Source organism: Bradyrhizobium sp. CCBAU 65884 (assembly GCF_028128835.1).
Taxonomy (GTDB): domain Bacteria; phylum Pseudomonadota; class Alphaproteobacteria; order Rhizobiales; family Xanthobacteraceae; genus Bradyrhizobium; species Bradyrhizobium ottawaense.
Genome location: NZ_LBJU01000120.1, coordinates 152,502 through 167,643, shown reverse-complemented (window position 1 = coordinate 167,643; position 15,142 = coordinate 152,502). Strand labels below are relative to the sequence as shown.

The following is a 15,142-nucleotide window of genomic DNA, read 5'->3' as shown; positions in this document are numbered from 1 at the left end:
GGCGCCGTACCATTCCATACAACCGGCTCTACGAGTGCAGATTTCGTAAATCGAGGGATTGAGTCCGTTGTTAAGCTGCAGCCGCGGTTGCATCGTTTGGACTTTGCGCGGCTTTCCTGCTCGGCAAAAGAACAACCGAAGAGACCAGCCGACGAGTAGACGGCGAGCATTGAACACCTTCAAGTCGCGAAGAAATGATTGGCGCACCCGCACAAAGAGTTCTATTGCAAGTATACTATTTAAAGTAGCATGAGCCAGCGTCGTGTCTTAGCCGTTTCGTGGGCGCAGGCCCCGAGCCAGTTGTTCTTCGTGGCGCGGATGAAGCCAAGTGCGGTGGCGTGAGGTGACGACGCAACCGCTATTCGAGAATTTTCCAAAGACGAGTTCGGCGACAAGGCGAACGTTACTCGAGATCGAAAAGAAAGCTGCTTTCGTTTCATGGACGGGACATGGGCTGCCTCTATAATTTGTACTGCTGAACAGGCTGCAAATCGATCTGGTGGCGTATACGCGAGTGATCTTCGATTCGAACCGCCTGCCTGTGTCCGCACGCAGAGGGAGTTAGATCCTAAGATGATGGTGGTCGTATCAAGCTTCAGCCGACTCACTGTCCGATGTGGGTCACCCCTCAGACAATTCGGATGCGTGTCATCAAGACGGACGTCTTGCGTTCGTCGCCACGCGTCACCACCCACGGAGCTTTGTTTAGGCATCCATAGAGAGAGAGGCCCCGTCATGACTGGCACTATGACCTTTGATAACGCCATTCCGCGAGCAGACATCGTCAAGCATGCGGACCGGCTTGGTGCCGAAATCAAGAACATTACGCTGTCGGACGCTGTCTCTGACGAGATCGTCATAGCCATTCACCAGCTGCTGCTAGAGCATAAGGTCATCTTCTTCCGTGATCAGGAACATCTCGATGATGTCCAGCAAAAGCGTTTTGTGCTCCGGCTCGGCTCGCTGATACCGAATCCCACAGTGCCGGATCAAAGGCGCGGCTTAACAATCCAGAAGACGCTCGGTGACCGCGCCTGCAGCCATGTCGACCAGACGAACGATGACGAGGTCTTCAGTGCTCACCGCCCAACAATATCAGTGCTGCGGGGTCCAGCGAACCCGCCTCTTGGCGCGGACATGGCTTGGTCGAGTACGACGGCCGCTTATCTTGACCTTCCCGATCCCCTGCGGATGCTAGCTGATAATCTTTGGGCTGTGCGCGGCGCCACATTCGATCACCCTCCGATGGAGGGTGCCACCGAGGCCGACAAGCGGGCTTCGGACGACGCGTCCACCGGAACGATCTATGATACGACACATCCAATCGTTCGCGTTCATCCCGAGACCGGCGAACGCATGCTCTCGCTTGGTCGTTCAGTGCAGAACTTTATCGGCCTGCAGCGATATCCCAGCCAAAGACTGTTCGAACTGCTGAAGTCGTATCTCACCGCGCCGGAGAACACCCTGTGCTGGAAGTGGAAAACAGGCGACATCGCAATCTGGGACAATCGCGCGACTGAGCGGTACACCATCGATAAGATTGGCAGTCCTCATAGGGCCGTGAACCGGCTTCCGGTTGACGCCGGCTTATCCCACACAAAAAGGCTGAAATCACGGGCCGCTGAGGCTGCCTAGCAAGGTCAGCAGTCCGGTTTCGCAAGATGCAGGCGGTCCAAGGCTAAGTTGCCTGCCCGCAACGTCGAACGGGGGCGGGCGTCCCGCCCGAACGGTTGAAACTTGCGCAGGGGATCTGCTTCTTTTCTGTTCGATAATAAGATGCGCGAGCATGCGGGCGCCATCTCGTCTTAGAGCCCGGCGCAGTCGAGCCGATTGTTGCCACACTATCTATCCTGCTGAGAAGGCGGAGCGGATCGAGCGCGGCGGAAGGTTGAGGGGCGCTATTTAGTTCAGAATTGGCCTCGCAACTGAAATACCGCTAGTGGCTGCGATTTAGTTGGCTAAAGCACCGCTCTGGCGAGTAACAGTGCGCCTCTCCTATTACTCTCACGATAGTCCTCACCACACTAGGTAGGGTACCGATCCTCTGTCGATGCTGTATTGTCATGAGCAGTTCCGAGCAAGGCTGGAAAGGGAGCATCGCATTATCAGGTTGCATTCCGACGAGACACAGAATTTGCGATGCGTCGTCAACCAGCCTCTCAGTGTTATCGAGAAGATACATCATGACCTCATTACACGGGAAGATAGAGATATTGGACTCAAGAGGCGATGGCCGCCCGTATATGCGAAACAACCAGAACAAGGCTCCCGATAAAATTGGAAAGATGTTCTCTCGACCGAACGGAGCGGCCGCTTGTTGGTCAGATAATCTGCCCGAACGATGAGATCTGCGCGCACTCCAGCGCACAACTTGGCGCGAGTGCCGTGCGACCCCCGCCGAGTTAAGCTTGGTCGTCGGCCGCACACCTCGTCTCCACCTAGAAAGGCTCAGATGCCGATCGACTATCCCGCTGCACTGAACTTGAGAACCTGTGGAGTTCCCTATTCCTGGACTGACCGGGAGGTAATGCTCTATGCCCTTGGCGTAGGCATGGGTTCAGATCCTTTAAAGCAAGAGGAGCTACAATTTGTCAACGAAGCGTATGCAACTTCAAAACCGTTAAAGGTGGTCCCGACGTTCGCGTCCGTCTGCGTTTGGGGCGCGCGCCCTGGAGTCATCGACCTCAATCGGCTCCTGGTCGTTGACGGCGAACGTGACATCACGTTTCACAAGCGCATGCCCGTCGCAGCAAACGTGACGGCGGACGCGCATGTGAGGGGAATTTATGACAAGGGGAAGGAGAAAGGTGCGATTATCCAAAATGAAGTGGTGGTCAGAGAGGGCGGCGGCGACAAGATCGTCACGATTGTTTCGTCGACCTTCGCGAGAGGCGACGGCGGCTTTGGCGGGCCATCAGCGGGAATGCCCGAGCCGCACCAGGTGCCCCGCCGGGCACCAGACCGATCAGTCGATATCCCGACCCGACCTGATCAAGCCCTGATCTATCGTCTTTCTGGTGACCGAAATCCGTTGCACAGTGATCCGGAGTTCGCCAGTCGAGCGGGTTTTTCACGGCCGATCCTGCATGGAATGTGCACGTATGCGTTAACCTGCAGAGCCGTCCTGCAGAGCTACGCCGACTACGATCCGTCCGCTTTTCATCGTCACCGCGCCCGCTTTTCCGCGCCGGTATTCCCGGGAGAAGTTGTTACTGTCAATCTTTGGAGGGACGGGAATTCGATTTCATTCGAAGCCTGCGTACGAGAGCGTCGGGTTACGGTCGTGAAGAATGGGCAGACGGTGCTACACTGAGCACGGTTCGGACAAGACCGCCCTGTCGCTTATGTCAGCATTGAGCTAGCAACGTCATCTGCTCCCTTTCGCGCCAACTATGTTCGAGCAGATTGCCCATCGTGCCTTGGCAAGCGGTGTGCTGTAGGAGATGCGGGCATCTAGAGCGGCAATAATACGATCAGCGTACCTGACGCCCGTTCAACCCGGTGCCCGGTCTGCGGTTCTGGGAACAAGCTCGAAGAATGTGTCGCATAGCACTTTGCGCTCGATCATATCCAGCTGTTCGATTCTCGACATGTGTCCGGAACCGAACGCCACAGCGCAACGAGTGTCGCGCTCACAAGAAACCCGTCATTGTGTATCCTCGCTGGAGTCAGCAGGGCGCGGGGCGGCACGCCGATTGCTTTGACCTTGACGATCGTCACAGCCGCTGAATCGTCTAAAGATGCGCGGCGTGAATTGTCGCAGATATGGGGGTGCTTGTTAGCGCGGAAGCAGTTCGACGTAGGAATACAGAACCACGGTTTCTTCGTGCCGAGGTGCTTCATCTCGATCACTCAAGACGCTGGGCTCATGATTTCCAGCGATGACACTGAATAAGCTTAGAGCTCTTGAATGCAAAAAAGTCGGACCGACCTTGCAGCCATCCTCGAAGTTGACTCCATCGGGGGCGACCTATTTCGCGGCAACAATCCGAACGTTTCCAACGAACGGGTATTCGGCGGCCAAGTCGTCGGCCAGGCGATGTTTGCCGCATGTCGCACCGTTGAAGCCCGGCTACCGCATTCGCTCCATTGCTACTTCATCCACACCGGCGACCCTCAGGTATCTTTGATCTACAAGGTAGAGCGTCTGCGCGACGGTAAAAGCTATTCGACCCGGCGTGTGACGGCAATGCAGCATGGTAATCCAATTTCCTCGATTATGGTGTCCTTTCATAAGCGTGAGGAAGGCACGTTCGACCACCAGGACAAAATGCCGGAGGTACCGGGGCCTGAGCATTTCACAGTCAAAGAGTTGTCGAAGAAAGCAATATATCCCCGCCTACCCGAAATTGTCCGGCGCTACTATGAACCCGATCGTCCGGTCGAGCTTCGCCCCGTCGAGATCGAGCGTTATGTTGGCCAAAAGATCGAGGGCGGAAGGCTTCACATGTGGATGAAGGCCGCGACAAAGCTGCCCGATGATCCGGCGTTGCACATATGCGCGCTGGCCTATGCCTCGGATTTATCGCTGCTGGATGCCGTAATGGCACGCTATGGGCGCACGCTGTTCGATGGACGCATCTTGTCCGGAAGCCTTGACCATGCAATGTGGTTTCATCGCCCATTCCGTGCCGATGATTGGCTACTCTATGCCAAGGAATCGCCGAGCGCGCAGAGCGGACGTGGCTTTACCCGTGGCCTGATCTTTGGGCGCGACGGCACGCTTGTGGCTTCGGTCGCCCAAGAGGGCTCGGTGCGCGAGCGACGCTGAGCTTACGCAGCACGGGCAACTTGTGGCTTGGGTGAGTCAGCGGCAAACAGTCCGTCCAGCTTTCTTTGCATGCCGCGGTGCTAGTACTCCAGCTGCTTTATAAACCGTCCCCTCGGTCAACCCAGTCTCAGCAGCTAGTTCCCGACATGCGTCTACGCGTCCCCTCATCATTACGGAAGCCCTCCGCGGTGGTTCACCAGCGTCGCGTTTACTGGCGTGCTCTCGGCCGCCGGAATCCGGATCTCCATGCACGGGCGCGGCCGCTGAATGGACAACGTCTTCATCGCACGTGTCTGGCGATCGCTCAAGCACGAGGACATCTACCTGAAGGTTACCCCGAGGGCTGCGAAGCCAAGGACGGAATCGCAGCTGGATTGCCTTGTGCAATGAGCATCGCCTTCCACAGGCGACGCTCGGTTATCGCAGGCCGATCGCGTATGGCGCGCGGCAATAGGGACACCCCCTCTGGACATGACGGACAAGGTCGCCTGGTTGCCACATGCCCACAGGGGCAACTACAGCAGACGATAGCCTTTGCAGCATAATAGTAGGAGAGCAGCATAATAGTAGGAGAGAAGAGTCAGCTTCCAACTGGAAACCCGTCAAGCGGCCCCGCTATGCGGGTCCATTCTACTACTAAACCCAGCAGTTGATACGTCCGTCGCGGAACGCTGTAGTGTTCGCTACAGGAGCTGGACCGCCGGGATACAGATCAGACTGGCTCTCAGGCCGCTGAGTTTTTGACGAGAACGCGTGCTCGCCACACGAAAGCGCAGGCGCGGCATCGCCCCGAAGATGGAGATTTCAATATATCCTCACAACGGCGGGTTCGGAGATCCCTCGGGCGGGGCTTCCACGTCCCAAGTCGGAGTACGATTACCAGCAGCAGAAGGTGCTGGAGGGGTCGCGCGCGCCCGCACTTAATGCAAGCTTGGTACCGCTCCAGGCACCCGAGATATCTTACCGGCTGTCCTGGATTTGATGTGGGAGGCGGCCCATTCCAGTCGTTTCTAGCACTGGGGCGTGCGCCAGCAATCCGTTATTCTCTTAGTCGGTAATCAAGGAAGATGCCGCAAGGCATTTCGACACTTCACGCATCCAAGAGGTTAAACCCAGGATGATTGAATTGGTGGCGTGAGGCACGGCTACGCTGGCAGGGCTGGTCGTACCGCCGTGCTCAACAACAGGTGGGATCCACATGAATGGCGTTGAAGCGTTTCGAAATCTGCAGGCCGAGGCAACTGCTTGGCGTCACTATCTTCATGAAAATCCAGAGCTCGAGTACCGGCTTTACAATACGGCCAGATTCTTAGCCGAGAAGCTAGGTTCTTTCGGCGTTGATCATATCGAAACGGGGATAGCCGAAACTGGCATCGTCGCCTTGATCAGCGGCAAATCCGGAGGCGGGCCAACGATCGCAATGCGCGCGGATATGGACGCACTGCCGATACTTGAACAGTCAGAGAAGCTCTGGTCATCGAAAGTATCGGGCAAGATGCATGCATGTGGGCATGATGGTCACATGGCCATGCTATTGGGCGCCGCGAAACACCTTGCGGCTACCCGGCGCTTCCGGGGATCGGTCGCTCTGATCTTCCAGCCGGCTGAAGAGGATGGGGTGGGCGGCAAAAGGATGGTCCAGGCAGGCATCATGGATCGTTTCTCAATAAGCAAGGTGTTCGGACTGCACAATGTGCCAGGAATTGAAGTTGGCAAGTTCGGCATCTGCCATGGGCCGATCATGGCCGCTCTCGACGAGTTCGACCTCATCGTAAAGGGGAGGGGGGGGCATGCCGCAAAACCACACGAGGCAATTGATCCAGTCGTCATTGCAGCACAGATCATCGTCGGCCTGCAAACCTTGGTTTCTCGCTACACGAATCCAATCGAGGCGCTGGTGATCTCCGTCACCAAGTTCAGTGCAGCTCGGGCTTACAACGTCATTCCTGATCAAGTAGAAATGGCGGGAAGTGTCAGGACTCTTGTGCCCGAGCTGCGCGACTTCGCGGAACGGCAGATTCTGTCGACCGCTCGAGGCATTGCGCGCGGATTTGGCGCAGATGTCGAATTCAAGTACAGCCGATCCGGCCCGGTCACCATCAATCATGCGGAGGAAACCGATCTGGCGATCAAGGCAGCACGCAATCTTGTCGGACCGACTTCAGTAGATGACAAGATCTTGCCACGGATGGGATCAGAGGATTTCGCTTATATGCTTGAGGCACGGCCGGGTGCGATCATCTTTCTTGGTAACGGATCGACAGCTGGCTTGCACCACCCGGCATATGATTTCAACGACGACACCTTGCCGTATGGCATCGGCTATTGGGTGAACCTGGTCGAGACGGTGCTGGCCCTCTGAACGTTCGACTTCGCTGGCACTGCCATGTCTCCATCCTCTGAACGGAGTCTACAGTCATAGTACGCTTGCAAATGTGCGTGCAACGACGACCTGGGACCATCCTCAAACCGTGAGTGCGCGTGACCGCCGGGCCGGTAAGCTGGGGCCGTCTTGATGCTCAACCGGTTAGGCACCACCTTTCGATGTAGAAAGATCGCGCAAGGTTGACAATATTGGTTAGGGAATCATCAAGGGGGGTAGCTGGCGGGCAGTCGGGCGTCCCAAGCAAGGACGGCTGGAGACCCGCTGGTCACCATCTATTGTGCCGCACGTGTGCGTACGACGATGAAAGGGCCGTCGGAGAAGCATCACGTTCCGGCGATCAAGCTCGAGATTCCGATCGACGAGCCCAGCTGGGGCGAATGTCGTCTGCGAGGCGGCGAAGGCAGCAGAGGCACGATGGCTCATCGAGCTCTCCCCTCCATACGATCATTGCAGCCGGATTTCGGTCAGACCTCGTCAGAGGCCGCTGGGCGCAACGACCTCTGCTCCATGAACAAGCTGAGAACTTCGCGCCGAATACACCAATACTTCCGCTACACAAATCGCGCCAGGCATATGCGGCAGAATGCCGACGGGAGACTAAGCTCACACCGCCTGAACACTCTCATGCCTTAGCCGAGCACGCGACAGCATCTTACGTCGGCGGGATGCAATCCGGGGGAAGTTTTGTTGCCCGAAATACGGGCGTCACCTATCGCTTGGCCTCAGCTCGTCCGCCCTGAAACCCGCGTTCTTTAAGGCCGAGGTGACGCTCTTGCCTGCAACTCGCCTCGTCAACTTACATAGCTCAAATAGGGCCGGTACAATGGAAACGTGATGGCTTCAGGTATCTTGGCGATGACGGCCAACGCTGTGATCGCATTGTAGTATTTGACTTCTGTCGGGATTTCGTCGGGGGGCTGCGCTAACGCGTCCAAAACGCTCCGCTCATTGTGCCAATCGATGTTGAAGGAAATCGAGGCCGATAAGCTACGGACGTGGTGGAGGGTACCAGGTGGCATATAGAGCATATCGCCGGCACTTACGGTGATTACGGCGGGCGTTGCATCCCGGTACTGCGGAAAGCGCACGTAGTCCGGTTGCTCAGGGTCCACATCAAACCATCTCCAACCGCGGCGTCCACAAAGATCGGCTTGGGTCGAAGGTATGATTGTGAACGTCTTCGTGCCGTAGATCTGGAAGAAGAGGTTGTGACTAAGTAGGCTGTCGAAGTGAAGCGGCGTAATCGTGCCTGCTGGGCCCATGAAGAACTGCGAATACCGCCACCAATGCTGACGATACCAGGGACTAAGAAGCTCTGCGGGAAAGGGCTGACAATCTGCCGCCAGCGTTTCCACTAAGCCCAGTAATGGAATGTCGTGGCAATACGGAATTGCCCCCGCAACCGACGAGACTCCATTCGCGCGCGGCGGCTGCTCCATTAAGAATCGCACGTATTCTGCGAGGCGCCAAGACGAGACTTTGATGTCGCCACTGTTCAGCGTCTTGACGGGCACAGTAAGCGATCCGGCGACCTGGTCAAAATACTGAGGTGACCAGCGCCGGCACGCCGTCCAGGTCGCGCAACCGCCACGTAGGAGAACTGGCCGCATTGCATCTCGGTAATTCGTCGCAAAGTCCGACTCAGTAAGCTGCGCCAAAATGGCAATTGATGAGCCCGAGGTTCCTTGCGCCGACGATGATCGATCCCGTGACGCTTGAGTTGATGCTTCTTTCATGTTCACCACTTTTCTATGCGCCTCATCATGATCAGATCGAACCCGCAACCTTCAGCTGAAGGTAGCTAATCTCGCTCATGAATAAAAATCAAAAGCACTTATGGGAACATACGTCTCGCTAATGGCCAAGCTATTCGGCCGCCGACCCCGCTGTCTGCAAGGTTTCCGACCACGGGGTCGACCTCCTTAACGATAAGCGAATGTGCTCGGCGAGCATTGTTGCGGGACGAGGCTGATGGCCTGGAGCGCGATACAGAACAAGGTCAATAGTAGGGAGTGATGGGAGCCCCTCCGCCTCCATAAGCTGGCGCACTCCGGCTGGAATGACAGACTCCTCCGCCACCGAGACAGCCACGCCGACCGACACTGCAGTGACAATGGGAGCCATTGTGCCGCTCGACAAGACAATTTTAAACCTTCGGTCGGCCTCCTTGAGTGCCCGCAGAGCGATCTCACGACGAAGGCAACCACTAGAAAGGAGCGCTAGAGGCAATACATCGTACCTGTGCGGCGAGTTTTGCTTCGACGTAATCCAATGGAGTTTCTCTCGTCGGAGCAGCTCGCCGTCACTGGTCTCCGAATGCCGGACCACTAAGGCGAGGTCCACTCTTCCCTCTCGAACTTCCCGAACCAAATTGAGTCGATTCTCGACAACGATATCCAGTTGCACATTTGGACAAAACTTGTTGAACAACAGCAATACGTGGGGCAAAAGAATGCGAGCGCAGTCGTCCGATGCGCCGATGCGCACTACGTCGTCCGACGGAGAAACGGAGAGCTTGGCGAGCGCTTCGTCATTTAGAAGTAGTATCCGGCGGGCGTAATGGATCAGCAGCTCGCCCCCGGTGGTGAGCTGAGTGCCGCATGGACCTCGCACAAAGAGCGGCTTTCCGATGCGCTCTTCTAGTCGCTTGATCTGCATGCTGATCGCCGCCTGGGTGCGGAACAGCCGTTCGCTCGCTTTCGTGAAGCTGCTGGTCTCTGCGACCATGACGAAGGCCCGCAGAAGACCCGGGTCTAAATGCTGCACTTGCGTTTCCAGGCTAACAAAGGCAACAAGCCTTAGGAGATAAGAATATATCGTGCACGTCGGCGGCTGCCGACGCCCAGCTTGGGGAGGGTGACAAACTTTTCCGTCTCATGATTTGCGAATGCGACGGCGCGAATCGAATGCCGCGGCTCGTTCAGATCTTTAAAGAAAGGCATGAAGGCCGTGCATGGAAGAATTCGCGCGGCAGGAGTGCGGGTCGACGCGATCACAGATCTCCGGCGCAAAAAAGCCGCTGATCATGTCGGGTTTCCGACAAAAAATGCATGGCGCCAGGGTACAAGATCACCGGTCGACCGCTTTTGCGTAGGAGCTCATTTCCAGCACAAAAGAAAGTTCAAGGCGGTTGACCTGTTCGCGTCTGCTGCTGCTGAGCAGCGACAACACTGGGCAGAATGGGAGGCGCCAATGCCTTGAACTGTTCCGCGGCTTTCAAGCAGGGCTATCCCAATGCTCGGCTCAGGAGCTACGGGCTCGGGCAAAGCGTGAGAGCCTGTGACGGCTCCAACATCGATAACTCGCAGGCAACTTACGTTGGCTGCACATTCAGTGTCGAAGCGCGGGCTCTGAGAGCCGCTCAGCGAAACGCTCATCGAAACACCGAGAGGGTCTCCAGATGATGGCCGGGCGCGGAGGTGCTGCCGGATCCCTGGACTATCAGCCCTGGTAGCTTCGTTGTTCTGTTTTCTCAGGTAAGTAGGTGGAGCCATTCCGGCAGGCGCGTGTCACAACATAAATTCAGCCGAAATGAACCCCTGCCGAACGGGCACTCCCCTAATGTTACCTGCGAGGGAGAGTGCCATGAGAGGAGTTCTAGAATGAATACGATGCATTCGCGACTTATGTCTGACGTTCGTGGCGTTGGAAGCATGACGAACTCGATCGTGCCACCAGCACCTTAAACAATGCACAACTGGAGCAGCAAATGGTGGTCGCCCAACCATCTAAAGCGCAAGCCATCTCGCCTCTTGGCGTCACGGACCGAACCGGCCCGTTACGGACTGGGGAGATTATCTCAGTCGCAAAACGCGTGGTCACCAGCCTGCGCATCAGGCCAATGTTTCAGTATCGAGAGCTTAGGAAATCAATGCGCTGTTCGTGACCCCGGTCTCAAGAAGCCGAAAAATGGCGTTTCTGGACAATATGGCGGCACATCTCACCAGAGGAAGGCACGGGCATCTATTACGCACATGCGCCGAATGCGTCACCCTTTGTTGATGCTCATTTTGGCAATCTGGTTGATCCGCTCTGCGGATTGGCCGACGCGTTGAAGCGCGCGAGCTTCACTATGTTTGTTGCATCCAGCTGGCCCGGTGCACTTTCAGACTAATGTTTGGCGTGTTCTCTGTTGCTCTGGTATGTGATTGGCGGTGGAACACTATCATCATAGACCTACGTCCTTCGGAGACTTTAGTGGCGCAGACCCAACGCTCTCTCGGAGTCCTAAAACTCGAAATCGGATTGCCGCGCGGCGCCGCTCCGCCGGTCCCGCGTCCGGGTTCGCTGCTGCATCCGACCACCTTCGACTTCCCAGTCATCACAGAAACTGTCGCAGGAGCTTGGGCAGATGCTGTCATCCACGGCGATCCATCGCTCGAGCCGGCTTACATCGCAGCTGCCGAGCGCCTGATCGGACGAGGCGCTGTCGCAATAAGCTCAAATTGCGGTTTCTCCATCCGGCATCAGGGGGCGGTTGCCGCGTCGGTGAATGTCCCTGTGGTGATGTCGAGCCTGCTGCTCGTGCCGGCATTGCTCCGGCAACTGCCGCCCGCGGCAAAGCTCGCGGTGCTGACCGCTGACTCGAGCCATTGCGGCGAAGATCTGCTGGGGATCAGTGACCCGGGCGAGCGGATGAGGGTAGCTGTCGGAGGCGTCGAAGGTGGCAAGTTGTGGCAGAACGAGATGAAACGTCCGCCATCGCCGACCGATGTCGCCGATATTGAGGCGGATGTCGCTGCCTGCATTGCGCGACTTCGTGCTGCGCATCCCGAGATCGCAGTTCTCCTTTTTGAATGTACAGCGTTTCCGTTAGTAACGGCGACAACCCGCCATATCACAAGGCTACCCATTTACGACATTATAACTCTCTGCCGGATGACGATGGCGTCCGTCGCCTGAGGCGTTTTGCGTGTCACCCAAACAACACGATACGTTGGCGCGTTATGGCCCGATACCGTTCGCCAGGGGCGTGATGTTGGGAAGCTTGGATGTGGCCACTCGCGCGCGGTTCACGAAAGCTCATGACTAGGTGTTTAGTCCCGGCATTTTCTGGAGCGGATTGAGTTTGAATCGTTCTGGCTGGGAAGTCCAGGATTTGCAGATGTATTCGTAAGGCGTGAGGCCCTTCAGTGTCTTCAGCCTGCGCGCGTAGTTATAGGCGTTGATGAAGTCGGCAAGGTGAGCTTCGAGCTGATCGTGTCGATCGTAATGGTAGCGTTGGACGGTCGCTTCCTTGATCGTGCGGTTCATGCGCTCGACCTGACCATTGGCGAGGGACCTTGATCTTGGTCAGCCGATGTTCGATCTCGTTCTCTCGGCAACGCATGTCGAACATATGTGTGGCGTATCTTGCCGTCGGGCCGTCCGCGTAGCGCGGTGGGAAAGTGAACTGGATCTCATTGTCGGTGAGAACTGCGTGGATCTTGTAGGGACGGCCGCGATCAAGGCTTCGAGGAAGGCCGAGGCGAAGGTCCGTCCCGTCTTCCTGCCAGTTGGACGAAGGCGAACTTGCTGGTGCGATCGATCGCTACATAGAGGTAGAGCTTGCCTTCAGCGGTCTGGAGCTCAGCGATGTCGATGTGGATATAGCCGATCGGATAAGCCTTGAACTTTTTCTTCGAGGGCTTGCTGCCTTCGACCTCCGGCAATCGGCTGTGGCCATGGCGCTTGAGGCAGCGATGCAGGGATGACCGCCTCAGATGCGGGATGGTGGGCTGCAGTGTATAGAGGCAATCATCGAGCGGCAGCAGCGTATGCCGCCGGAAAGCAACGATAATCGCCGCCTCCTCAATGGAAAGGACAGTCGACTTGGCTTCCTTGGGGCCTGTCGGCAGATCGGTGGCAGTCCCGCGCTGCTTCCACTTCGCGACGGTCTTCTGGTAGATCCCGTAGCGCTTGGCGAGGGCTCTCACGCTCTCTTGACTATTTGTATTGCTCGACGCACTGCCTCCGTCGTGGTGGCGCAGCCATGTAAAACTTATCCAATAGCGCTTCCTTCGAATTGTGCGATAAGGATGCACCATCAAAGTCTGCGACAAAACACTTGGTCTTAGTTGGCCTTCGAACTGACGGCCGCTGCCCCGGTTTATAGCCTGGTCTTTGTCTTAGGCCAGAGCGAATTTCAACCAGAGATTAAGGCCGTGATCCACGATCCGGATGCGTCGGCCCCTCGATCTTTGTCTGGTTTTTCACAGCCGTGTACAAAAGCTGTAAGATCCAAGACGTCGCGCGCCGTGGCGCATGGCAAACTGTTTCAAAGCGTAACCAGGCGGTTTAGTTCGAGGAGCGCTGGCATGGTCATTGCTCTCGCAGCAGGCAACAACGGCGCTGCTACTCCGCGCCTGGCGCGAGAGGAATGGTCCAATATGAGCTTGGTAAGGTCCTTGGAAAGGGCGGAAGTTGACGCCTTCTATACGCTCAATGAGCGGCGTCTTGCATCCGTCACGCGCGAATTCACCGAGCATTTCTCAGGACGCGTGCTGTATGCGGTGAAGGCGAATCCATTGCCCAAAATTCTTCACGTGGTCTCTCGCGCCGGAGTGGCCGGATTCGACGTGGCGTCGCTGGCCGAAGCCCACCTTGTCCATTCCACTGTTCCCGGGGCCCGTTCGTGGTTCATGAATCCCGTGAAATCTCGTCGCGATATCGACCTGACGTTCCGCGATCTGGGGGTTCGCGACTATGTCATCGATTGCGAAGCCGAGCTGCGGAAGCTCCTCGAAGTCTTGCCGTCGCATGATCCGGAAATACGAATCTACGTCCGGTTCAAGTGTAGCAGGACGTGCGCCATCTTGGACCTAAACGGCAAGTTTGGTGCGCCGCCCGCCGAAGCGAGTCGTCTGCTGGATCTCGTCAACGCGCAATCGCGCTGGACCACGGGATTGTCCTTTCACCCAGGTTCCCAAACGATCGTTGTCGATCCCTATCTGCATGGCATTCGGGCGGCCGTCGACATTATAGAGGCTGTTTCTCCAGCCCCCACAGCGCTCGATATCGGTGGCGGCTTTCCCGGCCATTATCTGAACGTCCCCTATCACTCTCCCTTGCGCATGCTCTCCGAGATCACGAAACTGGTGCGCGGAACGGATGCACTAAAGCGTGTTGAACTGTTGTGTGAGCCCGGACGAGCACTGGTCCATGATAGCATCTCTTTGTTTTGCCGCGTGATCTTAAGAAAAGGCGAGGCGCTCTACTGCGGCGCGGGCATCTACAGTGGGCTCTCACCTGCCCGACAATGTTTTCTGCTCCCCGCCCGTGCTTGGCGTGGGGGACAGCCGATCCAGACTGAGGAGTGGCAGGACTTCATCATCTTTGGCCCAACTTGCGACAGCATGGACAGGCTTGGATTCTCGTATTCACTGCCACGCGATTTGAGCGAAGGTGATTGGATTGAATTCCAGAATGTCGGCGCCTATACGGATATGGCGCGATTCAACGGGTTTTCGGTTGATAAGATCGTGGCTGTAGGGCAGGATGAACTTACCATGTTGCCCGCCGCCATTCAGTAGCTGTTCATGAACAGACTAGGGTCTGTACCTGATTAGCATCACCTGATTCTCTGTGTGGTTGATTCGGGGCGAGAGAATGCGTGAAGGTCTTTTTAGCTGAATGACAAGCAATGGGCGCGCATCGAACCTCATCTGCCGACGGGGCTGACGGGGTCGGAGCGGGACGAAGATCGGCGCATCATCAGCGGCATCGTTCACATGCTGCAATCGGGTGCGCGATGGCGCGATTGTCCGCGTGAACATGGCCCTTACACGACCGCTCTTCAATCGCTTCAATCGTTGGGCCATGTGTGGACGGCTCCGGGTTGGCAAGGAGAATCTTCTGCAGCATTGGTCGGAGCAGCCATGTGTTCGGCCTATTCGCGCGGTACCCATGACCGTTGGCCATAATGCCCTCGCGGATCAGGTCCCGGTCAAAAGCACGCATTCGATGATGTGTGGCCCATGTGGGTTGTCCTGATCGCCGGATCCGGC

8 protein-coding genes and 3 pseudogenes are annotated in these 15,142 nt (G+C 56.8%); 8 read left to right on the top strand and 3 right to left on the bottom strand.

Annotated features, from left to right (window positions below; genetic code table 11):
• Positions 1-735 precede the first annotated feature (735 nt).
• The 5 genes and pseudogenes from XI03_RS21830 (at position 736) to XI03_RS21815 (ending at position 7,133) form a co-directional block, all read left to right on the top strand.
• Complete coding sequence (locus XI03_RS21830) at positions 736-1,635, top strand: TauD/TfdA dioxygenase family protein (RefSeq protein ID WP_271593299.1); 900 nt, start codon at positions 736-738, stop codon at positions 1,633-1,635.
• A gap of 817 nt (positions 1,636-2,452) precedes the next feature.
• Positions 2,453-3,313: a MaoC/PaaZ C-terminal domain-containing protein gene (locus tag XI03_RS21825; RefSeq protein WP_271593298.1), complete on the top strand. Its 861-nt coding sequence runs from the start codon at positions 2,453-2,455 to the stop codon at positions 3,311-3,313.
• 597 nt (positions 3,314-3,910) lie between these two features.
• On the top strand, positions 3,911-4,771 hold the full coding sequence (locus tag XI03_RS21820) for an acyl-CoA thioesterase (RefSeq protein WP_271593297.1): 861 nt from the start codon (positions 3,911-3,913) through the stop codon (positions 4,769-4,771).
• Positions 4,772-4,963: 192 nt separating this feature from the next.
• A pseudogene (locus tag XI03_RS40580) lies at positions 4,964-5,101 on the top strand (IS3 family transposase); the annotation flags it as partial.
• Positions 5,102-5,969: 868 nt separating this feature from the next.
• Complete coding sequence (locus XI03_RS21815; protein ID WP_271593296.1) at positions 5,970-7,133, top strand: M20 aminoacylase family protein; 1,164 nt, start codon at positions 5,970-5,972, stop codon at positions 7,131-7,133.
• Between the two features lie 815 nt (positions 7,134-7,948).
• Here the strand turns inward: XI03_RS21815 and XI03_RS21810 are convergent.
• Both XI03_RS21810 and XI03_RS21805 read right to left on the bottom strand, forming a co-directional pair.
• The gene (locus tag XI03_RS21810) at positions 7,949-8,893 is read right to left on the bottom strand and encodes a cupin-like domain-containing protein (RefSeq protein ID WP_271593295.1); all 945 of its coding nucleotides are present in this window, start codon (positions 8,891-8,893) and stop codon (positions 7,949-7,951) included.
• 130 nt (positions 8,894-9,023) lie between these two features.
• Positions 9,024-9,923, bottom strand: a complete 900-nt coding sequence (locus XI03_RS21805) for a LysR substrate-binding domain-containing protein (RefSeq protein ID WP_271593294.1) — start codon at positions 9,921-9,923, stop codon at positions 9,024-9,026.
• 1,431 nt (positions 9,924-11,354) lie between these two features.
• Between XI03_RS21805 and XI03_RS21800 the strand changes: the two genes are divergently transcribed.
• Entirely contained in the window at positions 11,355-12,059 is a 705-nt protein-coding gene (locus tag XI03_RS21800; protein WP_271593293.1) for a hypothetical protein, read from the top strand.
• A gap of 126 nt (positions 12,060-12,185) precedes the next feature.
• Here the strand turns inward: XI03_RS21800 and XI03_RS21795 are convergent.
• Positions 12,186-13,104: pseudogene (locus XI03_RS21795) on the bottom strand (IS481 family transposase).
• 349 nt (positions 13,105-13,453) lie between these two features.
• On the opposite strand from XI03_RS21795, the gene XI03_RS21790 reads away from it, so the two are divergent.
• The gene (locus XI03_RS21790; protein WP_271593292.1) at positions 13,454-14,668 is read left to right on the top strand and encodes an alanine racemase; all 1,215 of its coding nucleotides are present in this window, start codon (positions 13,454-13,456) and stop codon (positions 14,666-14,668) included.
• A gap of 76 nt (positions 14,669-14,744) precedes the next feature.
• A pseudogene (locus XI03_RS21785) lies at positions 14,745-14,966 on the top strand (transposase); the annotation flags it as partial.
• Positions 14,967-15,142 lie beyond the last annotated feature (176 nt).

Coding starts and splice junctions, on each gene's coding strand:
- XI03_RS21830 (WP_271593299.1), top strand. CDS start 736: ATGACTGGCACTATGACCTTTGATAACGCCATTCCGCGAGCAGACATC.
- XI03_RS21825 (WP_271593298.1), top strand. CDS start 2,453: ATGCCGATCGACTATCCCGCTGCACTGAACTTGAGAACCTGTGGAGTT.
- XI03_RS21820 (WP_271593297.1), top strand. CDS start 3,911: ATGCAAAAAAGTCGGACCGACCTTGCAGCCATCCTCGAAGTTGACTCC.
- XI03_RS21815 (WP_271593296.1), top strand. CDS start 5,970: ATGAATGGCGTTGAAGCGTTTCGAAATCTGCAGGCCGAGGCAACTGCT.
- XI03_RS21810 (WP_271593295.1), bottom strand. CDS start 8,893: ATGAAAGAAGCATCAACTCAAGCGTCACGGGATCGATCATCGTCGGCG.
- XI03_RS21790 (WP_271593292.1), top strand. CDS start 13,454: ATGGTCATTGCTCTCGCAGCAGGCAACAACGGCGCTGCTACTCCGCGC.